Origin of the sequence: Flavobacterium sp. (genome assembly GCF_031422135.1) — a bacterium.
Classification (GTDB): domain Bacteria; phylum Bacteroidota; class Bacteroidia; order Flavobacteriales; family Flavobacteriaceae; genus Flavobacterium.
Map to the genome: position 1 here is coordinate 1 of NZ_JANOQD010000124.1, position 22,058 is coordinate 22,058.

Annotated in this window: 20 protein-coding genes and 3 pseudogenes; 10 read left to right on the plus strand and 13 right to left on the minus strand. The window is 31.1% G+C overall.

All coding sequences use genetic code 11. The annotated features are described in order from the left end of the window. The 5 genes and pseudogenes from RMO70_RS16040 to hisIE form a co-directional block, all read left to right on the plus strand. A pseudogene (locus tag RMO70_RS16040) lies at window positions 1–123 on the plus strand (bifunctional histidinol-phosphatase/imidazoleglycerol-phosphate dehydratase); the annotation flags it as partial. A 60-nt stretch (window positions 124–183) separates the two neighbouring features. After that, window positions 184–777, plus strand: coding sequence for an imidazole glycerol phosphate synthase subunit HisH (gene hisH / locus RMO70_RS16045; RefSeq protein WP_310557454.1), 594 nt, complete (start codon window positions 184–186; stop codon window positions 775–777). A 16-nt stretch (window positions 778–793) separates the two neighbouring features. Further along, the gene (hisA, locus tag RMO70_RS16050; RefSeq protein ID WP_310557455.1) at window positions 794–1,516 is read left to right on the plus strand and encodes a 1-(5-phosphoribosyl)-5-[(5-phosphoribosylamino)methylideneamino]imidazole-4-carboxamide isomerase; all 723 of its coding nucleotides are present in this window, start codon (window positions 794–796) and stop codon (window positions 1,514–1,516) included. Between the two features lie 97 nt (window positions 1,517–1,613). Then, window positions 1,614–2,369 carry an imidazole glycerol phosphate synthase subunit HisF gene (hisF, locus tag RMO70_RS16055; RefSeq protein WP_310557456.1) on the plus strand — a complete coding sequence of 252 codons (756 nt, stop codon included), beginning with the start codon at window positions 1,614–1,616 and terminating at the stop codon, window positions 2,367–2,369. Window positions 2,370–2,436: 67 nt separating this feature from the next. Next, window positions 2,437–3,036, plus strand: coding sequence for a bifunctional phosphoribosyl-AMP cyclohydrolase/phosphoribosyl-ATP diphosphatase HisIE (gene hisIE / locus RMO70_RS16060; RefSeq protein ID WP_310557457.1), 600 nt, complete (start codon window positions 2,437–2,439; stop codon window positions 3,034–3,036). Between the two features lie 58 nt (window positions 3,037–3,094). On the opposite strand, the gene RMO70_RS16065 is transcribed toward hisIE, so the two are convergent. After that, complete coding sequence (locus RMO70_RS16065; RefSeq protein WP_310557458.1) at window positions 3,095–3,490, minus strand: glyoxalase; 396 nt, start codon at window positions 3,488–3,490, stop codon at window positions 3,095–3,097. Window positions 3,491–3,588: 98 nt separating this feature from the next. On the opposite strand from RMO70_RS16065, the pseudogene RMO70_RS16070 reads away from it, so the two are divergent. Then, window positions 3,589–3,978: pseudogene (locus tag RMO70_RS16070) on the plus strand (acyl-CoA thioesterase). Between the two features lie 28 nt (window positions 3,979–4,006). On the opposite strand, the gene RMO70_RS16075 reads toward RMO70_RS16070, so the two are convergent. Genes RMO70_RS16075 through RMO70_RS16085 form a run of 3 tightly spaced genes read right to left on the minus strand, consistent with a single transcriptional unit; the run spans window position 4,007 to window position 5,423 of the window. Further along, window positions 4,007–4,453: a sensor of ECF-type sigma factor gene (locus tag RMO70_RS16075; RefSeq protein ID WP_310557459.1), complete on the minus strand. Its 447-nt coding sequence runs from the start codon at window positions 4,451–4,453 to the stop codon at window positions 4,007–4,009. Between the two features lie 10 nt (window positions 4,454–4,463). After that, on the minus strand, window positions 4,464–4,856 hold the full coding sequence (locus RMO70_RS16080) for a hypothetical protein (protein ID WP_310557460.1): 393 nt from the start codon (window positions 4,854–4,856) through the stop codon (window positions 4,464–4,466). 24 nt (window positions 4,857–4,880) lie between these two features. Further along, the gene (locus RMO70_RS16085; RefSeq protein ID WP_310557461.1) at window positions 4,881–5,423 is read right to left on the minus strand and encodes an RNA polymerase sigma factor; all 543 of its coding nucleotides are present in this window, start codon (window positions 5,421–5,423) and stop codon (window positions 4,881–4,883) included. A 102-nt stretch (window positions 5,424–5,525) separates the two neighbouring features. Between RMO70_RS16085 and RMO70_RS16090 the strand changes: the two genes are divergently transcribed. Both RMO70_RS16090 and RMO70_RS16095 read left to right on the plus strand, forming a co-directional pair. Continuing rightward, a complete protein-coding gene (locus tag RMO70_RS16090; RefSeq protein ID WP_310557462.1) occupies window positions 5,526–6,185 on the plus strand; it encodes an HAD family hydrolase in 660 nt (219 codons plus the stop codon). A 40-nt stretch (window positions 6,186–6,225) separates the two neighbouring features. After that, a pseudogene (locus RMO70_RS16095) lies at window positions 6,226–6,942 on the plus strand (SDR family NAD(P)-dependent oxidoreductase). Window positions 6,943–7,006: 64 nt separating this feature from the next. Here RMO70_RS16095 and RMO70_RS16100 read toward each other — a convergent pair. The 3 genes from RMO70_RS16100 to RMO70_RS16110 all read right to left on the minus strand — a co-directional run bounded on the left by RMO70_RS16100 (window position 7,007) and on the right by RMO70_RS16110 (window position 9,687). Beyond that, entirely contained in the window at window positions 7,007–8,293 is a 1,287-nt protein-coding gene (locus tag RMO70_RS16100) for a deoxyribodipyrimidine photo-lyase (RefSeq protein ID WP_310557463.1), read from the minus strand. Between the two features lie 167 nt (window positions 8,294–8,460). After that, the gene (locus RMO70_RS16105; protein WP_310557464.1) at window positions 8,461–9,159 is read right to left on the minus strand and encodes an SDR family oxidoreductase; all 699 of its coding nucleotides are present in this window, start codon (window positions 9,157–9,159) and stop codon (window positions 8,461–8,463) included. 60 nt (window positions 9,160–9,219) lie between these two features. Next, window positions 9,220–9,687, minus strand: coding sequence for an SRPBCC family protein (locus RMO70_RS16110; RefSeq protein ID WP_310557465.1), 468 nt, complete (start codon window positions 9,685–9,687; stop codon window positions 9,220–9,222). Between the two features lie 139 nt (window positions 9,688–9,826). Here RMO70_RS16110 and RMO70_RS16115 point away from each other — a divergent pair, with 139 nt between their 5' ends. Then, complete coding sequence (locus tag RMO70_RS16115) at window positions 9,827–10,681, plus strand: DUF2911 domain-containing protein (protein ID WP_310557466.1); 855 nt, start codon at window positions 9,827–9,829, stop codon at window positions 10,679–10,681. A 61-nt stretch (window positions 10,682–10,742) separates the two neighbouring features. On the opposite strand, the gene RMO70_RS16120 is transcribed toward RMO70_RS16115, so the two are convergent. The 6 genes from RMO70_RS16120 to RMO70_RS16145 all read right to left on the minus strand — a co-directional run bounded on the left by RMO70_RS16120 (window position 10,743) and on the right by RMO70_RS16145 (window position 19,846). Beyond that, window positions 10,743–12,458: a sodium:solute symporter gene (locus RMO70_RS16120; protein WP_310557467.1), complete on the minus strand. Its 1,716-nt coding sequence runs from the start codon at window positions 12,456–12,458 to the stop codon at window positions 10,743–10,745. 158 nt (window positions 12,459–12,616) lie between these two features. Continuing rightward, window positions 12,617–15,109: a PIG-L family deacetylase gene (locus RMO70_RS16125; protein WP_310557468.1), complete on the minus strand. Its 2,493-nt coding sequence runs from the start codon at window positions 15,107–15,109 to the stop codon at window positions 12,617–12,619. Between the two features lie 77 nt (window positions 15,110–15,186). Then, a complete protein-coding gene (locus RMO70_RS16130) occupies window positions 15,187–16,296 on the minus strand; it encodes a lactonase family protein (protein WP_310557469.1) in 1,110 nt (369 codons plus the stop codon). Between the two features lie 45 nt (window positions 16,297–16,341). Beyond that, window positions 16,342–18,450 (minus strand): ATP-dependent DNA helicase RecG, encoded by a 2,109-nt coding sequence (gene recG / locus RMO70_RS16135; RefSeq protein ID WP_310557470.1) that lies wholly within the window; start codon window positions 18,448–18,450, stop codon window positions 16,342–16,344. 196 nt (window positions 18,451–18,646) lie between these two features. Continuing rightward, window positions 18,647–19,345: an aspartyl/asparaginyl beta-hydroxylase domain-containing protein gene (locus RMO70_RS16140; RefSeq protein ID WP_310557471.1), complete on the minus strand. Its 699-nt coding sequence runs from the start codon at window positions 19,343–19,345 to the stop codon at window positions 18,647–18,649. Beyond that, complete coding sequence (locus tag RMO70_RS16145; protein ID WP_310557472.1) at window positions 19,346–19,846, minus strand: hypothetical protein; 501 nt, start codon at window positions 19,844–19,846, stop codon at window positions 19,346–19,348. 137 nt (window positions 19,847–19,983) lie between these two features. Between RMO70_RS16145 and RMO70_RS16150 the strand changes: the two genes are divergently transcribed. Next, window positions 19,984–22,056: a M1 family metallopeptidase gene (locus RMO70_RS16150; protein WP_310557473.1), complete on the plus strand. Its 2,073-nt coding sequence runs from the start codon at window positions 19,984–19,986 to the stop codon at window positions 22,054–22,056. Window positions 22,057–22,058 lie beyond the last annotated feature (2 nt).

Consider the following 22,058-nt stretch of genomic DNA (forward strand, 5'->3'; position numbering starts at 1 on the left):
GAAGGCACGAACGAACATCACAAAATTGAAGCCATTTTCAAAGCATTTGCAAAAGCCATAAAAGTGGCAGTCAAAAGAGATGTAGAAAAGATGATTTTACCATCAACTAAAGGAATGCTTTAAAGTTAATAGTTGTTGGTTGACATTTAAAAGAACCAACAACTAACAACCAACAACAGAAATATGAAAATAGCAATAATAGATTATGGAGCGGGTAATGTTCAAAGTGTTATGTTTGCGCTTCAAAGATTAGGTTATGAGGGTTTTGTAACGAATAATTGGGTAGAGATAAAAAACGCAGACAAGGTTATTTTTCCAGGAGTAGGAGAGGCGAGTAGTGCTATGAAAAAACTTAAAGAGAGTGGACTAGACATTTTAATTCCTACATTAAAACAACCTTTTTTAGGGATTTGTTTGGGTATGCAATTGATGTGTAAATCCACAGAAGAAGGAAATACAATGGGCTTGAATATTTTTGATGTGGATATAATTAAATTTTCAAGCAAAGTAAAAGTGCCACAAATGGGTTGGAATACTATTTATAATCTAAAATCTGAATTATTTAAAAACATCCCTGAAAATAAATATATCTATTTAGTGCATAGTTTTTATGCCCCAAAATGTACAGACGCTATAGCTTTAACTGATTATGAGACTGAATACACTTCGGCATTACAAAAAGATAATTTCTATGGAGTGCAATTTCATCCTGAAAAAAGTGGAAAAATGGGTGAGCAAATTTTAAATAATTTTTTAAATCTAAAATCAGAAATCTAATATCTAAAGTCAGAAAATGAGAATTATCCCAGCAATAGACATTATCGACGGAAAATGCGTTCGACTTTCCAAAGGCGATTACAATACCAAAATAATTTATAATGAAAATCCACTTGAAGTGGCTAAAGAATTTGAAGCACACGGCATTCAATACTTACATTTGGTCGATTTAGATGGGGCAAAATCCAGTCAGATTGTAAATCATAAAATTTTGGAACAAATTGCTTCACAAACTTCTTTGAAAATTGATTTTGGTGGCGGATTAAAATCGGATAATGATTTGCGAATCGCTTTTGAAAGTGGTGCAAACCAAATTACTGGTGGCAGTATTGCGGTTAAAAACCCAATTCTATTTCAAGAATGGATTTCAAAATATGGTGCTGATAAAATAATTTTGGGAGCCGATGCTAATAACGAAAAAGTTGCCGTTTCAGGTTGGTTGGAAGAAAGTAAAGAAGATTTGATTCCGTTTATACAAAATTATCAAGAAAAAGGAATTCAATATGTCATTTGTACTGATATTGCTAAAGATGGAATGTTGGAAGGTCCAAGTTTTGATTTGTATGCAAAAATTTTGGAACAATCAAAAGGAATAAAACTAATTGCCTCAGGCGGAATTTCTACTTTTGATGAGTTACCTAAATTAGCCGAATTAGGTTGCGAAGGAACCATTATTGGTAAAGCAATTTACGAAAACCGAATTACATTAAAACAATTAGAAATGTTTATTATAAACTAGATTATTTCACAAAGACACACAAAGAAAAAGACAAAGATTCTCAAAGAACTTTGTGTATTTCTGTGAAACCTTTGTGAATCTCTGTGAAACAAAAAAAATGCTAACAAAAAGAATAATCCCGTGCCTAGACATTAAAAACGGACGAACAGTAAAAGGCGTTAATTTTGTTGATTTAAAAGATGCTGGAGATCCAGTAGAATTGGCCAAAAAATATGCGGAGACTGGTGCTGATGAATTGGTTTTTCTAGACATTTCTGCAACTGAAGAACGCAGGAAAACTTTACTAGATTTAGTTTGGAAAGTAGCTGAAACCATCAATATTCCGTTTACAGTTGGAGGCGGAATTTCATCAGTCGAAGATGTAGAAATGTTGCTAAAAAACGGTGCAGATAAAGTTTCTATTAATTCTTCAGCAGTTAAAAATCCACAATTGATTAACGATTTGGCTTTGGCTTTTGGAAGTCAATGTGTAGTAGTTGCTATTGATGCAAAACAAATTGATGGAATATGGAAAGTGCATTTGGTAGGAGGAAAAGTTCCAACAGAAATCAATTTATTTGATTGGGCAAAGGAAGTTGAAATTCGTGGAGCAGGAGAAATCTTATTCACATCAATGGACAATGATGGAACAAAAAATGGCTTTGCTAATGAAGCTTTGGCTAAATTATCTGAAATTGTAAATATTCCAATAATTGCTTCTGGTGGTGCAGGAAATAGGGAACATTTTGTTGATGCTTTTATTGACGGAAAAGCTGATGCAGCATTGGCAGCAAGTGTTTTTCATTTTCAAGAAATTGAAATTCCAGAATTAAAGCAGTTTTTAAAAAGACATAATATAGTGGTTAGAATTTAGAAATTTAAATTAATAAAGAATTAAAAATTGATTTTTGCCATTGCAATTTTCATTGATATTGAACAATATGAATATAGATTATACAAAAAATAACAACGGATTAATTCCAGTCATCATTCAAGATGCTACAACCAAAACGGTTTTGATGCTTGGTTATATGAATGAAGAAGCCTACAACAAAACTTTAGAAACTCAAAAAGTAACCTTTTTTAGCCGTTCAAAAAACAGATTGTGGACAAAAGGTGAGGAGAGTGGCAACTTTTTAAACTTGGTTTCTATAAAAAATGATTGTGATAATGATACGCTTTTAATCCAAGTAAATCCAGTTGGACCAACGTGTCATACTGGTTTCGATACCTGCTGGCAAGAAACAAACAATCAAAATTATGGATTTATCTCGAAATTAGAAAAAACCATTCAAGAACGTAAGGAAAATGCTACTTCGAAAAAAAGCTATGTGGCTTCTTTATTTGAAAAAGGGATTAATAAAATTGCTCAAAAAGTAGGAGAAGAGGCGATAGAAGTTGTAATAGAAGCCAAAGACAATAATGACGATTTATTTCTAGACGAAAGTGCCGATCTACTATTTCATTACCTAATTTTATTACAAGCCAAAGGTTTTACATTGCAAGATGTGGTTTCAGTTTTGGAGACAAGAGAAAAATAAATTTTTTTAATCGCTAATTGGCTAAATTTAAATTAGCCAATTAGCGGTATATTTTTCACTATTCCATTTCAATCAGCTGTATTTGGCTTTTTAATCGTTCAATCAACAGATTCATCATTCGTTTGTTCAAATTTGAGGAATTTTTGATATATTCTTGAAATTCATTTACAGTAAAAAAACCTATAATCATTCCTTTTAACAAATTTCTAAATTTAATATCCCGTTGAATGGAATTTTCGATATAATTCATTTTTTTATCGACAGTTAGCGCAAAATAAACATTTTTTTGTTTTATAGCATAATTGATAAAAACCTGAACAAACAAGTCGTTTTGCAATTTTAAAATTGGTCGTAAAGTTATATTTTGAAATGCTTCTTCTGGGGAAGATTGCGGGGTTACACTTCCTAAAACACCTCCTCTTAAATCAAAAATTTCTGAATCTCTATTTTCCATCTTTTTTCTTTTAAAATTAAGAAATATTGAAATGGATTAATTTGGAAATTTAAAAAAGTTATTAGTAATTTAGTGTTGAAAAGTAATTTTAAAAAAATATGAGATTTCATACTAGAAAATGGGTAAAACCAGAAGATTTAAACCCCAACGGAACGTTATTTGGCGGACAACTTTTAGCTTGGATAGATGAAGAATTGGCTTTGTACTCAATAGTACAACTCGAAAATTCGAGAATAGTAACCAAACACATGTCGGAAATTAACTTTGTAAGCTCAGCCAAACAAGGTGATATTATTGAAATTGGAATTCAGGTGGTTAAATTTGGTAATTCGTCAATAACACTAAGATGCGAAGTTCGAAATATGATGACACGAGATATTATTCTCTAAGTGGCTTCAATTACTATGGTAAATCTTGGTCTAGATGGAAAACCAAAAGCTCACGGAAAAACACAAGTCGAGTATGTTAAAGATAGAGTAAAAAGTTAAAAAGTGAAGAGGCTACCTTTTCAAAGCTCTATTCTTGTTTATTGTTTCCTTTTCGAAATTGAGAAATTAACCTTTGCTTGAAATCATCTTCAATTTTTCTAAGTAATAATATTTTTTGAGCCGGAATAACGCCTTGTAACTCCTTGACAAATTGTTTTCTATTATTTTGCATTCCTGTTTCAATAGTTTCTGATTGATCTAACAACCCTTGCATTTCCTTTTCTGAAATATTAGATGTGTTTTCTGATTTTAATTTAAACATTAATTGTCTGTTTTGCTTGAACAAAATTGTTTGTTTGTCATCAAATTTATTAAAAACAGGCCAAAATTTTTGTGCTTCCTCGGTGGTTAAATCTAATTTGGTTGAAATAAATGCAATTCGCAAATTTTTGATTTTTTCAGCACGTTTTTCATTTTCCTGAGCAAAACTCAAAAAAGGTATAAATAGTAATAATGTGATTGCTATATTTTTCATTTTAGTGATTTTAATAAATATTTTCTTGAATATAATTGTTGGTTTCTAAATCGTAAGTGTTAAGTGACTCTTCAATTTCTTGAATATCGTTATCAGTTAAATGTTCTGCAATTTCAATAGTGCTTAAATACTCATAAGCCAACAATTCTTCTGATTCCGTTGCGTTGTTTGCATTGCTATTTTGAAATAAAACAATACCCATTGTGCAAACAAAAACCGCTGCAACTGCTGAAAGCCAATACTTATTTTTTGCAAAAATAGAAATCACTTTTACTTCTTTTGGCGAAACTTCAATAACTTGTTTCATTATTTTAGCTTCAAACTGTTCAAAGTAATTCTCAGGAATTTTAAAACCAGGTTCTATTTTTGGCTCATTATCTATATCAAATTGTTTCATATTCATTAGACTTCTATTGTTTAAAAAGGTTTAATTGGTTTTCAAAAAATCTTCAATTTTCTTTACTGCGTGAAAATAAGAAGCTTTCAAAGCGCCAACAGAAGTTGATGTAATTTCCGAAATTTGTTCGTATTTCAATTCTTCAAAATATTTCATTTTAAAAACCAATTGTTGTTTATCAGGCAAAGTGGCTATTGCTTTTTGCAATTTTAATTGTATTTCATTTCCATCAAAATAGATGTCGCTTTCCAGTTTGTTCAATTCTTTTTCCTGAACAGCTTCGTTTGAAATCCCTTGCTTTTTTGCACGTTGTTGCATAAAAGTAATTGCTTCGTTGGTTGCAATTCGATACATCCAAGAAAATAATTTGCTTTCGCCTTTAAAATTTTTTAAGTTTTGAAAAATTTTCACAAACGTATTTTGCAACACATCGTCGGCATCATCGTGATTCAAAACCATATTTCGAACGTGATTATACAATGGTTTTTGATACAATTGCAAGAGTTTTCGAAACGCTTCGTTTTGCGTTTTCGGATTTAATAGTTCGTTGATAAAAGCTTTTTCGTCTTGCAAGTGTTGCTTTGTTTTACAATAAGACTAAAGATATTCAAAAAGGTTTAATTTATTTGTAAAAACTTTGCAACTTTGCAGTTTTAAACTTTGCAACTCAAAAGAATGATTCAAACTGTAATTTTCGATATGGATGGCGTAATTGTAGATACGGAACCAGTTCATCACTATGCATACCAACAACATTTCAAAGAATTAAATATTGAAGTTTCTCCAGAAATGTATGCTTCTTTTACTGGAAATTCTACTAAAAATATATATCAAAAATTGAAAGATCGTTACGAAATTCCTTTTGAAATTGAGGTTTTAGTCCATACGAAACGTGATTTTTTCAATGAAGCTTTTGATAAAAAGGAAGATTTATTTCTATTAGAAGGTGTTGAAAATTTAATTAAAGATTTGCATCAAAACGGAATTCAATTAATTTTGGCTTCTTCCTCATCAAAAGTTACGATTGAAAGAATTTTTAATCGGTTCAACTTGCATCACTATTTTACGCATATTGTTTCTGGCGAAGATTTTCCGAATTCCAAACCACATCCAGCCATTTTTGAACACGCAGCATCGCTTTCGGTTGCACCAAAACAAAATTGTATTGTTATTGAAGACAGTACTAATGGAATTAAAGCTGCCAAAGCCGCTGGAATATATTGCATTGGTTATGATAGTGTGAATTCTAAATTGCAAGATTATTCATTGGCAGATATAGTAATTAGTAAGTTTGATGAATTGAGTTATGAAAGAATAAAGAGCATAAATTCATAGTTGTGCGTATTTACATAAAAAATCCCAAAAATACTTTAAGATGAAAAAAGCGATAATAATTGGAGCAACATCTGGGATTGGAAAAGAACTTGCAAAATTATTGACAAAAAATGGATATTTAGTTGGAATTGCAGGAAGGAGAACGGAATTTCTGACTGAAATCGAGAAAGAAAATCCAATATCATATAGAATTAAAACTTTTGACATAACCGAAATTGAAAAAATTGAAACTAAATTATCAGACCTAACAAAAGAATTAGGCGGAATCGATTTGCTATTTATAAGTTCTGGAATTGGAGATTTAAATGTTGATTTGAATTTTGAAATCGAAAAAAAAACAATCTAAACAAATGTTTTAGGTTTTACTTGCGTTGCTGATTGGGCTTTTAATTATTTCGAAAAACAGAAATTTGGACATTTAGTTGCAATAAGTTCAATTGCTGGAATTAGAGGGAATAGACAGGCAACTTCTTATAATGCAACAAAAGCATATCAAATAAATTATTTGGAAGGTTTAAGACAAAAAGCAAAACAACTAGAAACCAAGATATTTGTAACAGATATTAGACCTGGTTTTGTAAATACTGAAATGGCTAAAGGAGACAATTTATTTTGGGTTGCATCTGTTGAAAAAGCATCAAAACAAATTTATAACGCAATATTAAAAAAGAGAAAAATAGTTTATATAACAAAACGGTGGAAAATAATTGCAATAATTTTAAAAAGAATTCCAAATTTTATTTACGACAAAATGTAAAAATAGTTTGTATTTGCAAATTTGGCTTATTAATTCCCTAATTGACAACAAGCTATTAAACATTTTATCCCACAGCCTCTTTATAAACTCTCAAACAACGTTCTCTAGCGAATTTATGTTCCACAATAGGTTCAGGATACTGTTTTGTTTCAAATTCTGGAATCCATTTTTTGATGTATTTTAAGTCTTTATCAAACTTTTTTATTTGTTCTGTTGGATTAAAAATACGAAAATACGGTGCTGCATCAACTCCAGATCCAGCAGCCCACTGCCAGTTGCCAACATTACTGGATTGTTCGTAGTCAAACAGTTTTTGTGCAAAATAGGTTTCGCCCCAACGCCAATCGATTAATAAATGTTTGCAGAGAAAACTCGCTACAATCATTCTCACTCGGTTGTGCATATGCCCTGTAGCATTTAGTTCTCGCATTCCAGCATCTACAAAAGGATATCCTGTTTTTCCATCACACCATTTTTGGAATAAATCTTCATTATTTTCCCAAATAATTGCATCGTATTTTTCTCGAAAGCTTTTGTGAATAGTATGTGGAAAATGCCATAGAATTTGCATAAAAAACTCACGCCAAATGAGTTCTTTAAAGAAGGTTTCGTTTTTACTTTTGATAGCTTCAATAATCATTTTTCTGACTGAAACTGCTCCAAAACGCAAATAAGGTCCTAACATAGATGTGCCAGAAAGTGCTGGAAAATTTCTTGTTTCTTCGTATTTATCAATTAAACTTGAAGAAATATCATAAATAGGAAGTTTGATTTTAGATGCTACAAAACCAATATCATTTAAACTCAGAAAAGGGTAGGAGTGAACGACTATTTTGTCTAGAAAATATTCTGAATTATAATTTTTTAATTTGATTTTACTGAAGTTTTCTTTCCATTTTCTAGAATATGGCGTATAAACCACATAAGGTAATCCGTCGTCTTTGGTGACTTCGCTTTTTTCAAAAATGACTTGGTCTTTACAGGTTTTGAATTCGATGTTATTTGTTTTAAAAACTTCGTTGAGTTCTTTATCACGCTTGCGAGCATAAGGTTCGTAATCGTGATTGGTAAAAATAGTTTTGATTTTATTTTCGGAAACCAATTTCGTAAATACATCTATTGGTTTTCCGTAAAAAATGGCTAATGATTTTCCTTTTGATTCAAATTGAAATTGCATTTTAGTCAACAATTCGTGAATAAAACTCACCCGATGATCTTCTTTTGGTAATTGTGTGAGAATCTCTGAATCAAAAATAAAAATAGGCAATACATTTTCATCACTGTTTAAAGCGTGAAACAATCCCACATTATCGTCTAGTCGTAAATCACGTCGAAACCAAAATATATTCATAAAAAAATAATTATAAAAATCAATGTCAAAAATCAATATCAAAATTCAAAAGCAAAAAACAATCAACTAAACACAAAAATCAAATCTAAAAATAAAAAAATAAATATTAAAAAATTGCTATTAAATACATTTTTCATAATTGATATTGCAATTGAATTTTGAAATTACTATTGGTTAACTAAAAGCGTTGACATTCCGCCATCTATGTGAAAAATTTGTCCTGATGTCCAACTGCTTTTATCGCTAATAAGGAAACTTGCCATTTGTGCAATGTCATTGGTTGTTCCAAATCGTTTTAATGGATGGCGCAATGATGATTTTTCTTTCTTTTCATCATTATTCAAAAATTTATCAGCCAGCGGTGTATCCGTTAATGATGGCGCAATCACGTTGACTCTAATTTTGGGAGCATATTCGGCAGCTAGTGCTTTGGCAAAGCCTTCGATAGCACCTTTTGCAGCGGCAACACTGGTGTGAAAAGGCATTCCCATAGTTGCTGCAACACTACTAAAAAGGACAATACTGGATTGTTCAGAAGCTATTAAATTAGGTAAAACGGCTTGAATGACTTTGACAGCACTAATGAAATTGATTTGCAAATCGGTTTCAAAAGCTTCAATTTTCAATGCTTTAAACGGGCGAAGATTGATACTTCCTGGACAATATACCAATCCGTCAATGATAGCTGGTAATTGTGAGGTATCTAAAACATCAGTGGAAGCATCAAATGGAATGTGAGTCACATTTAAACCAGATAATTCTTGGTTTGTTCTTGAGGCAATAAAAACTTTATTACCTACTTGCAATTCTTTGGCGATGGCTAAGCCAATTCCGTAAGAACCACCTATTAAGAGTATATTTTTCATAATTTTTTATTTTTTTGTAGTTGAGACCCAAAAACAGTGCATCTTTTGAGTTCGTATCTACTACGATTTGTATTCACCAAAAAGTTCCATTAGTTTTTTTTCTCTATGTTCAAAAATTTCTTTCAATTTTGGCTTTACCAAAAATGGATGTACCAATTGACCTAAGATTCCCATTGGCAGTTTATAATCGATAATGTCTTCCATTTCGACTCCACCAGGAATTTCTCTTAAAAAATGTTTGTGATGCCACAAGGCATAAGGTCCAAAACGTTGTTCATCAACAAAATATTCTTTATCTTTGACGTGTGTAATTTCAGTTACCCATTTAGTTGGAATTCCTAAAACAGGTGTGACTATATATTGAATGATTTGCCCAGCAAACATTGGTCTATCCGCTCCAGATTTGATAATAAAACCCATATAATCAGGCGTAATTGTCTTTAAATTTTTAGGGTCAGAAAGGAATTCCCAAGCCTCATCTATTGAAATTGGTAAATTCTGTTTGGTATGTAATGTGTATATTCTCATTAATTTTTTTTAACAAAGTTAGTGTTTGTTTAATAAAACAAACAAAACTTTAAACAATTTTTTTTTAATTTATGCTTTCCTTAACAATAGGTATCACAGCGAAATTTTATCTTTGATAAATAAACAATCTAAAAAAATTATGAAAAAAGTTATTATAGCGTTAGCGCTAATGATTGCTTCGGTAACAATTGAAGCACAAGTAAAAACCCCTCAACCAAGCCCAAAAGCAAGTTTCACGCAAGTGGTAGGTTTGACTGATGTGTCAGTGGAATATTCTAGACCGAGTGCAAAAGGTAGAGTTGTTTTTGGAGATTTGGTGCCTTTTGGAAAGCTTTGGAGAACAGGAGCAAATGGAAATACAACTGTAAATTTTAGTGAAGATGTAGTTATCAATGGATCTACTTTAAAGAAAGGTAAATATGCACTATTTACTACTCCAAAAGCGGACAGTTGGGAAGTTGTTTTCTATTCAGACACTGATAATTGGGGAACTCCAGAAGAATATAGTGAAGCAAAAGTGGCTTTGAAAACATCTGTGAAAACAGAAGCTTTGAATAGAAATGTAGAAAGTTTTACTATTTCTATTAACAATTTAGATAACAATTTTGGTCATTTAGAAATGTCTTGGGAGAAAACTTTGGTTGCAGTAAAGTTTGAAGTTCCAACTCAAAAAACTGCAAATGCAAGTATTGAGAAGGCTTTGGCTGGACCATCTGCTGGTGATTATTTTTCTTCGGCACAATACTTTTTTCAATCTAACGGAGATTTGAATAAAGCATTAGAATATGTTAATAAAGCAATTGCTATGACAAAAGCTGGTGCTGATGTTCCTTTTTGGTATTTAAGATTAAAATCGTTAGTTCAAGGTAAATTAAACGATAAGAAAGGCGCTATTGATACCGCTAAATTATCTTTGGCTGGTGCTGAAAAAGCTAAAAATGCGGATTACGTTAAAATGAATAACGATAGTATTGTAGAATGGAGTAAAAAATAATTTCATTCAAATTAAAAAAATAGCCGCAAATTTTAAAGTTTGTGGCTATTTTTTTTAAATTTTAGTTTTGTAAAATCTCTTTTTTGGATAAAAATTGAATCAATATCGCCATAACTATTGTTAGCATTGAACCAATAAAATTAAGCCATAAATAACTTAGTTTTTCCTCACCAGGATAAATGTGAATGGCAAAATAATAAATTAGAATTATAGTTATTTGACTTATGCATCCACTAATAAATATGGCATTGGCTTTGACAAATTTTATATAAAAACCAACAAGAAAAATACCTAAAACCGTTCCATAAAATATAGAACCAACTATGTTTACCAATTGTATTAAATTGTCAAACAACGAACTCAAGCAAGCAAACCCAATAGCAATAATTCCCCAGAATAGTGTGAAAAATTTTGTAGCATTTACATAATGTTTGTCTGTTTTTTCTTCTTTTACGTTTCGTTTATAAATATCAATTGCCATAGTAGAACCCAAAGCACTCAATCCAGATGCTGATGATGACATTGCTGCTGATAATATTACAGCGAGCAATAATCCAATCAAACCTTTAGGCAAATAGTTTAATATGAAATGGATAAAAACATAATCTTTATCATTAGTTTCCGCATTAGCATCTACTTTTTTGATAATATCTTTGGCTTGTTTGCGTAACTCTTTTTCTTTAGTTGAAATTTCGACTAATTTTTCTTTTATTTGATTATTAGAAATTTTTTGTTTCAAATGAGCAACATACAACAAATTGACTTTTGTTTTTTCGTCTAATAAAGAATTCAATTGATTTTCTAAATGGTTGTATTCTTTTGCATAAATTGAGTTTTCGACAAGTTTATTGTTGTTTGGATTAAAATGTAAAGGAGCAGAATGAAACTGAAAAAACACAAAAACCATTACACCCGTTAGCAAAATAAAAAATTGCATAGGCACTTTTAGCAAACCATTCATAATAAGTCCCATTTGGCTTTCTTTGTCTGATTTACCAGATAAATAGCGACCAACTTGCGATTGATCAGTTCCAAAATAAGCCAAACTCAAGAAAAACCCACCCGCAATACCACTCCAAAAAGTATATTTTACTTTAGGATCGAAAGAAAAATTTACAATATCCATTTTGCCATTGGCACCCGCAATTTGAAGTGCATTGGTAAACGAAATATCGCTAGGAAGTAATTTTAAAATGATAAAAAAAGCAATAAACATCCCAGAAAAAATGACAAACATCTGTTGCTTTTGCGTAACATTTACGGCTTTTGTCCCGCCCGAAACGGTATAAATAATTACTAAAAACCCAATAATGATAATGAGTAAATTGAGATTCCATCCCAAAATAGTAGATAAAATAATGGCTGGTGCATAAATGGTCAAACCTGTTCCTAATCCGCGTTGAATTAAGAATAAAATAGCTGCTAATGATCTTGTTTTTAAATCGAATCGTTGTTCTAAATATTCGTAAGCAGTATAAATTTTTAGTTTGTTATATATAGGTATAAATGTAAAACAAATAACTACCATAGCGAGAGGCAAACCAAAATAGAATTGTACAAATCCCATTCCATCTATAAATGCTTGCCCAGGGGTTGATAAAAATGTAATAGCACTAGCTTGGGTTGCCATTACTGATATACCAACTGTCCACCAACGGGTTTCTTTATTTCCTAAAATATAATCGTCAATAGTCTCACTTTTTCGAGTTTTTATAATGCCATAGGATACTATAAAAAGTAAAGTCGAAAATAGAATAATCCAGTCGAGTAATTGCATTTAGAAGAATATTTTATTCAGAAAAAGAAAAATAAGGATATAAATTGCATTGGCAATTAATACTAAAGTATAACTTTTTTTCCAAGTTGGTTTTTCGGTCATAGTTTTTTGGTTTACCACTAATTTACACGAATTAATTTGTGTTTTGTTTTAAAATTTCACTTCCCAATCGCTATCATATTAGCCAGCAATCTATAAGCTCCTGCAACGCCTTCAGGCAATTCTCTAAAGAAGCTTAAACCTGTATAAATATAGTTTCCTTTACCATATTTGGCAACTAACAATGCACCTTTTTTTGCAGTTTCTCCTTTATCATTTGCGGATAAAATAGGTGTGAAGTTAGCATCAAAATCATTAGGATAATACAAACCTTGTTCTTGTTTCCAACCATCAAAATCCTTTGAAGTTATTTTATTTGGTGTATTTAATATTGGATGTTCAGGTGCGAGAAACGTTACTATTGCATTCTCTTCAGTAACTCGATCTCTAGAAATTTTGAGTGGGAAAGGAGCTAAATCTTTGGTAACCAAATCGTCAAGAGTGTTGTATTGTACAATCATTGTTTTTCCATTTTTCACAAAATCAAATAAAATATTTTGTTTAAAACCTAATGTCGTAACTACATTGTAAGCCCTAATTCCTGTCATAACCACATCAAAATACAGTAGTTTTTCGTTAGTAATTTCTTCAGGTTTTAGAATAGAAACTTCATAGCCCATTTGCGTTAAACTTTTTGGCACTTCGTCTCCAGCACCCATAATATAGGCTATTCGCTCGTTTTTTGTTTTAATATCCAATTTTATGGCTTTGGCTTCGGCTTGTCTTAAAACAACTTGTTTGTAAATATGATTGTAATTAATATTGATTTGTTCTTTATCGAAAGTTTTTCCATCAATACTAACAATACTTTTTAATAAAATTTCGCTAGCTGTTTTTGAAGGTATTACTGTAAATAAAACAGTTTGCTCTTCGCCTTTTTTAGGTAAGGTAAATGGAATTTCTTTAGGAGTAACCGACCAATTAGCAGGAACTTCCAGCTTTAAATTTCCATTGCAATTGTCTTTCCCAGCTTTTACTTTTATAGATATAGTTTTTGATTTATCATTATTAAAAATATAAACTTTTTCTGAAAATGAAGAAGTAACGCTTGGCACAACATCTAGAGGTTGATAAACTTCACCTTTTACATCATCATTTATTTTGTAAACCACATTTCTATCAAAAGGAATTGTGACACCATTTATTTCAATAATAAAAGTGACTTTTACTTGACGTAAAACATCAGGAATTCCAATGTTTTTTTGATCATCTACACGATACATTCCAACTGTACCAGCATTTTTTAACCAATAGGCATCGGTAAATTCTGTGTTTTCAGATATGGTTAATTCAATATTTTTACTGTTATTTTTATTATTTTCTAAAGGTATTTCTAGAAAAGAAACTGGTGCAGACGGAAAAGTCTCATACGATTTCCAGTTCATTTTCACTGCACTTCTGTTTATAGCTTCGAGTTTTAGCTTTACTAATCCGCCAATAGTAGTTTCTGGATTATCAGCTACTGCTTCAAGATACAAGCCAGAACAAGCAGTAATAATTTTTTTAATTTCTTCGGTTTTGATTTTTTTCCAATGTGTGTCGTCTAATTTTTGAATTAATTCATATGCTTTTACCAATTCTGGAATGCTGGCTGAAGGATTTTTGAAATCGAAGTTTTTTTCCACCAAAACTAAAATATCACCTATAATTTTTCCACCTTTTACTCTGTTCCAAGACGTATCAATTCCATCAAAAATATTGGTTTTATCTTTTGGCGCTTCTCCTTTTAAGAATTCTAAATATTCACTTTCATCTCCTCTTGTTCCTGTGCTTCCGAATCCTTGTGATTGATGACGACTACGACTCAAAGCAGCAATTTCTTGGTTTGATTTTCCGATAGAAGGATAATAAACACCCATTTGAAATTGGGTTAAATTAGTTTTATCTGCTTTTTCAAATTTTTCTCTGCTTCCGTAAAACCACCAAGAAGTATTAAAAAAAATCCGTTTGGGTTGCCAAGTTTGCACTAGTTTTAATTGTTCTGGAAAAACCGAAGCGTCATTTACTTTATCAAAAGCTTCAAAACCCAACATAGCCGAAGCCGTATGATGTCCGTGTGTTGTTCCAGGCGAACGATGGTCAAAACGGTTAATTATAATATCGGGTTGCAACTTTCTAATTGCCCAAACTACATCACTCAATACTTGATTTTTGTCCCAAATTTCTAGTGTTTCATCTGGATTTTTTGAATAACCAAAATCGTTTGCACGAGAAAATAGTTGTTGACCACCATCAATTTTTCTAGCTTCTATTAGTTCTTGCGTTCTTATAACACCTAATAATTCTCGTAGCTCTGTACCAATCAAATTTTGACCACCATCGCCACGTGTTAATGATAAATAAGTAGTTTGTGCCTTTTTTTCGTTTGACAAATACGAAATTAATCGAGTATTTTCATCATCAGGATGTGCTGCAATAAATAGAACAGAACCTAAGAAATTTAATTTTTGGATTTGATTGTAAATTTCGACTGCATTAAGTTTTTCAGGTTGTTGTGCGAAAGAAAATGGACTTATAAGTAAAAGTAAAATTAGGGCAATAGACTTATGCATTTGATTATTTTTTGATGTGTTCCAAAAGTAAGGATTAATACTAGTTGTGAATTGTTTTTTAGGTTTCTTTAACAAAATTATTTGGTAAAAACCAAACATACTGGCGCACATAGATTGATTCTTTTTCCAGTATCCTTAATCGCCCCCGTAGATTTGTTTCTTTTAAAAATTACAATATTATTTGAATTTTGATGTGCAACTAGAAGAAAATTTCCGGATGGATCGATAGTGAAATTTCTAGGCGTTTTTCCAAGAGTACTACTATTTTCTTTAAATTCTAATTTTCTATTTTTTAGAACTTTAAAAATTGAAATAGTATTTGCTGTTCCTCGATTTGTGGCATACAAAAATTTTCCATCTGGTGAGATATGAATATCTGCTGCGCTTATCTCACCACTAAAATCTTTTGTGACAATTGTGGTTTCATCAACCTTTTTTAATTTACCTTTTGAATATCCAAAAGTGTTTAATGTTCCATCAAGTTCATTTAATAAATAAATCGAGTTGCCGTCTTTACTAAAGCATAAATGTCTTGGTCCACTTCCAGATTTAATATTTATAGTATCTGTTAGTCTTAAAATTTCTTTTGTTGCATCTTGACTGTATTTATAAGAATACACTTTATCGTTACCTAAATCATTGGCTAGAATGTATTTTTTGTCTGGAGAAAAATGTACCATATGTACGTGTGGTTTTTCTTGTCTGTTCTTGTTTTTTCCTTTACCAAAATGTTGTATGACTTGTTTGGCTTCGGTTAAACTACCATCATTATTTTTTCTAAAAACAGAAATATTGCCTCCAGAATAATTGGCAACAATTACATTTTTAGTATCATTAATAATGTAACAGGGATCGGCTCCTTTAGAATCTTGCGTATTAATTAGCTTTAATTCAGCAGTGAATTCATTAAATGCAAAAGCACTAATCTTACTTTGTAAACCATTTTCATATACAGAATAGATAAACTTACGATCATTTGAAACTGCCAAATAACTTGGATTGATGATTTTATCAGAAGCACTTTTATATATAAATTCGCCTGTATTCGAATCAAAGGTATATATATAAATACCATTGCTGTCGCAACTATTTGTATAGGTTCCAACAACTAGATGGAGTTTATTTTCTTGTCCCTTTGCAATAAGACATAACAAAAATGCAGTAATTAAATAAGATATATGTTTCATAAACTACTTGTAGGATTATTTTTTAATCTTAATCTAAGATACATTTTAACTGATATAATTCCAGATATTTTTCTTTTTAGATAGTTCTATAAAAACTTTCCGAAGTGTTTGGTGTTCTGGTTTTTCCATTGGAGCATCATCTTTTAGGAGTTTCATTGCGTGATGGCGAGCAAGCATTAAAATGTCTCGATCTCGAACCAAATCGGCAATTTGTAAGTTGAGAACACCACTTTGTTGTTTCCCCATAATATCGCCCGGACCACGAAGTTTGAGATCAACTTCGGCAATTTCGAAGCCATCATTGGTGGCAACCATAGTTTCCATTCTGGTTTTTGAATCGGCTCCAATTTTGTGTGAAGTCATTAATATACAATAACTTTGATCTGCACCACGACCTACACGACCACGCAATTGATGCAATTGTGAGAGTCCAAAACGTTCTGCACTTTCGACAATCATTACAGATGCATTTGGAATATTCACACCAACTTCAATAACAGTCGTTGCAACCATAATGTTTGTTTTCCCTTCGGCAAAGCGTTTCATTTCAGATTCTTTTTCTGCTGGTTTCATTTTTCCATGAAGGATAGAAATAGCATATTTAGGCAATGGAAAATCTCTTGAAATACTTTCGTAGCCATCCATTAAATCTTTAAAATCCATTTTTTCTGATTCTTGAATTAACGGATACACAATATATATTTGACGGCCTTTGGTAATTTCATCTCGAATAAAATGCCAAACTTTCAATCTATTCGAATCATACCGATGTACGGTTTGAATGGGTTTTCTGCCAGGTGGCAATTCGTCTATAACTGAAATGTCTAAATCACCATACAAACTCATTGCCAGTGTTCTAGGAATAGGAGTGGCAGTCATAACCAAAACGTGTGGTGGAATGGTATTTTTTTTCCATAATTTGGAACGTTGCTCCACTCCAAAACGATGTTGCTCATCGATAATAGCCAAACCTAAATTTTTGAATTGTACTTTATCTTCTAGCAAAGCGTGTGTACCAATTAAAATATCTAAACTACCATTTTCTAATTCCTCATGGATAATTTTCCTTGCTTTAGCATTACTTGATCCAGTGAGTATTTTTATGTTAATATCCAATGCATTAGCCAATTCTGACAAACCTATAAAATGTTGATTGGCAAGAATTTCTGTTGGTGCCATTAAGCAAGCTTGAAAACCATTGTCTAATGCCAAAAGCATACTCATAAAAGCCACAATAGTTTTACCTGAACCTACATCACCTTGCAACAATCGGTTCATTTGGGCGGGATTTCCTAAATCGTTTCTGATTTCTTTTAGTACTCTTTTTTGTGCATTGGTTAAATCGAAAGGTAAATGATTATTGAAGAATTCTGAGAAATAATCACCTACTTTATCAAAGGCAAACCCTTTAATTTTATGTTTTCTAATCAGGTTTTTGGTAATTAATTGCAACTGAATAAAGAATAATTCTTCGAATTTTAATCGAAATTGAGCTTTGGCTAAAGCTTCCGAACTTTTAGGAAAATGAATATTGACTAAAGCCTCTTTTTTGGAAATCAATTTTAATTCTTCTATCAAATAAGTCGGCAATGTTTCCGAAAATAAAGTGTGCGTTTCTTGAAACAATTGTTGCATCATTTTATTTACAACCTTATTCGAAATACCACGGTTGGTTAATTTTTCGGTACTTGGATACACGGGTTGCATTGCCGAACGAATACTTTGCTGATGTTCTGACAGTAATTCCATTTCAGGATGTGCCATATTGAATGTATTATTGAACGAAGTAGTTTTCCCAAAAATGACATACACAACATTCAATTGTAAACTTTCCCGAACCCATTTTTGTCCTTGAAACCATACCAACTCCATTTGACCTGTATCATCAATAAATGTAGCAACCAATCGACTTTTTCCTTTGGCAAATTCAACCGATTTTATATTGATTACTTTGCCAATAATTTGAACTTCAGCAGTTGAATTTTGTAATTCATTTATCTTATAATATTTGGTTCGGTCTAAATACCTATTTGGATAAAAATTAATTAAATCTCCATATTTATAAATGCCCAACTCTTTGCGCAACAAATCCCCACGTTGTGGACCAACTCCTTTTAGGTATTCTATAGGTGTTTCGAAGAGATTGTTTTGCATTATGCGAAGATAGTTTTTTGTAGGTAAATTTAAAAAGCGCGTTCTTAAAAGATTTTGAAATTTTAGGATTGAAGTATACAGTTATACTAATTTAAATTATCCACAATCATAAGAAAAGCATCATAATTCTTGAAATTATTGATCTTTCACAGTTTTAGTAACATATTGATTATATATTTAAAGTAATGCTTCATTTCTATTCTTTCAATAAATCATCAATAATTTGATTGGCAGTTGGTGTATTCATTCTTTTTAATTCTTGAATCATCAATTCTTTTTGTTCAGAACTCATTTTAGGTATTGGGCGAACAAATTCATTTTCTGTTGCTTGTTGAAAAAACAAAGCATCAGTCCATTCGTTTCGAATACCATCAATAACCAAATGGATTCTGTCTTCCTTTCCGTGATTTGAAACGGAATGGGTAAAATTAGCGTCAATATACCAACATTCTCCTTCATTCATAATTAAACGTTTATTATCTAAAATAAATAGTACTTCGCTATTTGTAATTATAGGAATGTGCATTCGGAAACAGCCATCTTCATAGCCTAAACAATGATCTTTGTGTGGTTTAATTTCGGCACCAACAGATAAACGGAGCAATCGAACTGATGTTTTTTTAAATTGAAACCGTTCTAATATTTCTTTAAAATAATCGCAAGAAAGTAATACATCAGTATAAAGGACTTCGCTATTTCCGGTGTTCAGAGCATAAATATTATCGGATTTCCCCCCTTGAGACATTAATGCAATCGAAGACCAATCACCTTTATAATCATTCGTATTATAATGGTTTATCCATTTTTGTGACATAACATTCTCAACATCTTGTTTTAGACGTTTTGTGTCAAAAACTAAAGGAAATTTTATAGATCTAATTAATTCACTCATCATTTAATCTCTTAACCATTTTGTCATTGTAGGAAAAGGTTTTTTACCTTCTTGTGAAGCACGTTCTTTACTTAATGTGAGTCCCATCCATTCTAAAAGAGGTAATCCAATATAACTTTCATTTGTATAATTTTCAATCAACCAGAGTGATTCATTTTTATATCCATTTGGGTGAAAAACAAACTCTACAGGTAATTCTAAATGACATAATGCAGCATATGACCAAAGCATTGAGACAATTTCATCTCCATCTGTAGGCCAATCTTTAGGCATTAAATGGGTACCTATTAATTTTCTTTCTTCTGAAGTTGTCACAGCTAAGTGTCCTGCTTCATGTAAAATATCGCCGGGATATAACAATTTGTCAAAATCTATTTCAATACAATTTGAGGCTAATGCTAAACCGGGTAAAAAAGTATTGCTCTCTAATTGTTTTTCAATTACATCAATATGTATTTCTTTTAAAAAATGTAAAATTTTAATTACTTCTGGCGTTTCTTTCATAAACTTAATTTGGTAAAAATTTATCGACTTCTATAATTAAAATAGTTTTGTCTTTCAGTTTTATTTTTATCTGTTTGTAAACTTACTAAAAAATCAGAAATTGCGTTGTATTTTTGAATTTTAGATTATAAAACAATATGAAATATTTTTTTCTTTTACTCATCACATTTTCTTACGCTCAGCAAGCCCGAAAAATTGATTTTATCAAAATGAATGCGGCTGTTACTCCAAATGCAATTGATAAATCTATTGCTGGTGAAGTTACATACGATTTTAAAGTTTCATCAACCATTGATACCATTAAGATTGATGCTCAAAAGATGCAATTTACTTCAGTAAAAATAAATAAAAAAGAAGTAAATTTTTTAAATACGGGAAAACAACTGCAATTATTTGAAGGGTTTAAAAAAGGGAAAAACACTTTAACTTTTTATTATAAAGCAATACCGAAACAAACATTGTATTTTATAGGACAAAATGACTCTTCGACAAGCTCAGAGCAAATCTGGACACAGGGTCAAGGGAAATATACGTCTCATTGGTTGCCTAGTTTTGATGATGTAAATGAGAAAGTAATTTTCAATTTAAAAATTGAGTTTGATAAAACTTTTGAAGTAATTTCAAATGGAAAATTAATCGACCCCAATGACAATTCAAATACTAAGAAATGGCAATATGAAATGCAAAAACCAATGTCTTCGTATTTAGTAATGCTAGCCATAGGTAAATTTGATAAAAAAGATTACAGATCAAAATCAGGCATCCCAATAGAATTGTACTTAAAGCCAGATGACGTTACCAAATTTGAATCGACCTATAAACATTCAATAGATATGTTTAATTTTTTGGAAAAAGAAATAGGAGTGAAGTATCCTTGGCAAGTTTACCGTCAAGTTCCTATTAACGATTTTTTATATGCTGGTATGGAAAACACTTCTGCTACTATTTTTTCTCAAGATTATGTGGTCGATGAAATTGGTTTTAATGACAGGAATTATATCAATGTAAATGCCCATGAATTGGCACATCAATGGTTTGGAAATCTGGTTACTGCAACTTCTGGAAAAGACCATTGGTTGCAAGAAGGATTTGCAACCTACTATTCGCTTTTGGCAGAAAAAGAAATTTTTGGAGAAGACCATTTTAATTTCGAAATGCTCAAAATGGCAAATGAATTAGCAGAAGCATCTCAAACTGACTTGATTCCTATACTAAATGAAAAAGCGAGTTCTCTTTCGTTTTACAAAAAAGGAGCTTGGGCATTGCATATTTTGCGAGAAGGTGTTGGTTATAAAAACTTCCAAAAAGCAGTTAAAAATTACCTCAAGAAATATAAATTTAAAAATATTACTACCGATGATTTTCTGGCAGAAATTAAAAAAATTTCTAATTATGATGTGGAAAATTTCAAGAAAAATTGGTTGGAGAAATCAGGTTTTGAAACCCAAGTTGCAGTGGAGATTTTGAGCAAAAATAAATCGATAAAACAATTGTTTGATTTGCAAAAAATGTATCCAATTCCTCTGGAAGAAAAGAAAATAATTTTTGATCAGATTTTAAAATCGAATGTTTTTTATCCTATCAAACAAGAAGTGATTTATCAGTTAGCTGCTATTTCTTTTGAAGAAAAAAGAGAGTTAATTCAAATTGCTATGCAAATTGATGATGTTCAAGTTCGCCAAGCAATTGTGGAAAATTTGCAAAACATTCCATTAGATTTTAAAACGCAATATGAAACGTTGCTAAATGACAAATCGTATAAAACCCGTAAGATGGCATTGACAAATTTGTGCCAACAATTTCCAACAGAAGTTACAATTTATTTAAATCAATCTCAAAGTTGGATTGGACTAAACGATCGAGATTTACGAATTACTTGGCTTACAATAGCTTTAAAAAATCCGGATTACGAACCTACAAAACAAACTGATTTTAGAAACGAATTAATGGAATATACATCACCTAATTATGACAGTTCTATTCGTCAAAATGCTTTGGAAAGTGTGTTAAACATTTATCCAGAAAATGAAAATGTTTTGCAATCTCTTGTCAATGCAACTATACATCACAAATGGCAGTTTGTAAAGTTTGGAAAAGACACGATTCGTTCTTTAATTAAAAAAGAAGAATTTAGAAAAGTATTAACTGATTTAATTCCAAAACTTTCTGAAAAAGAGAAAATAAGTTTGCAAAAATTATTAAACGAGTAGTC

Bases quoted from the DNA above. Each gene is read 5' to 3' on its own strand.
- RMO70_RS16125 (WP_310557468.1), bottom strand. From the start codon at position 15,109: ATGCATAAGTCTATTGCCCTAATTTTACTTTTACTTATAAGTCCATTT.
- RMO70_RS16130 (WP_310557469.1), bottom strand. From the start codon at position 16,296: ATGAAACATATATCTTATTTAATTACTGCATTTTTGTTATGTCTTATT.
- RMO70_RS16120 (WP_310557467.1), bottom strand. From the start codon at position 12,458: ATGCAATTACTCGACTGGATTATTCTATTTTCGACTTTACTTTTTATA.
- RMO70_RS16140 (WP_310557471.1), bottom strand. From the start codon at position 19,345: ATGATGAGTGAATTAATTAGATCTATAAAATTTCCTTTAGTTTTTGAC.
- RMO70_RS16075 (WP_310557459.1), bottom strand. From the start codon at position 4,453: ATGAAAAATATAGCAATCACATTATTACTATTTATACCTTTTTTGAGT.
- RMO70_RS16145 (WP_310557472.1), bottom strand. From the start codon at position 19,846: ATGAAAGAAACGCCAGAAGTAATTAAAATTTTACATTTTTTAAAAGAA.
- RMO70_RS16080 (WP_310557460.1), bottom strand. From the start codon at position 4,856: ATGAATATGAAACAATTTGATATAGATAATGAGCCAAAAATAGAACCT.
- RMO70_RS16090 (WP_310557462.1), top strand. From the start codon at position 5,526: ATGATTCAAACTGTAATTTTCGATATGGATGGCGTAATTGTAGATACG.
- RMO70_RS16105 (WP_310557464.1), bottom strand. From the start codon at position 9,159: ATGAAAAATATACTCTTAATAGGTGGTTCTTACGGAATTGGCTTAGCC.
- RMO70_RS16150 (WP_310557473.1), top strand. From the start codon at position 19,984: ATGAAATATTTTTTTCTTTTACTCATCACATTTTCTTACGCTCAGCAA.
- hisA (WP_310557455.1), top strand. From the start codon at position 794: ATGAGAATTATCCCAGCAATAGACATTATCGACGGAAAATGCGTTCGA.
- RMO70_RS16065 (WP_310557458.1), bottom strand. From the start codon at position 3,490: ATGGAAAATAGAGATTCAGAAATTTTTGATTTAAGAGGAGGTGTTTTA.
- RMO70_RS16100 (WP_310557463.1), bottom strand. From the start codon at position 8,293: ATGAATATATTTTGGTTTCGACGTGATTTACGACTAGACGATAATGTG.
- RMO70_RS16110 (WP_310557465.1), bottom strand. From the start codon at position 9,687: ATGAGAATATACACATTACATACCAAACAGAATTTACCAATTTCAATA.
- hisH (WP_310557454.1), top strand. From the start codon at position 184: ATGAAAATAGCAATAATAGATTATGGAGCGGGTAATGTTCAAAGTGTT.
- hisIE (WP_310557457.1), top strand. From the start codon at position 2,437: ATGAATATAGATTATACAAAAAATAACAACGGATTAATTCCAGTCATC.
- RMO70_RS16115 (WP_310557466.1), top strand. From the start codon at position 9,827: ATGAAAAAAGTTATTATAGCGTTAGCGCTAATGATTGCTTCGGTAACA.
- hisF (WP_310557456.1), top strand. From the start codon at position 1,614: ATGCTAACAAAAAGAATAATCCCGTGCCTAGACATTAAAAACGGACGA.
- recG (WP_310557470.1), bottom strand. From the start codon at position 18,450: ATGCAAAACAATCTCTTCGAAACACCTATAGAATACCTAAAAGGAGTT.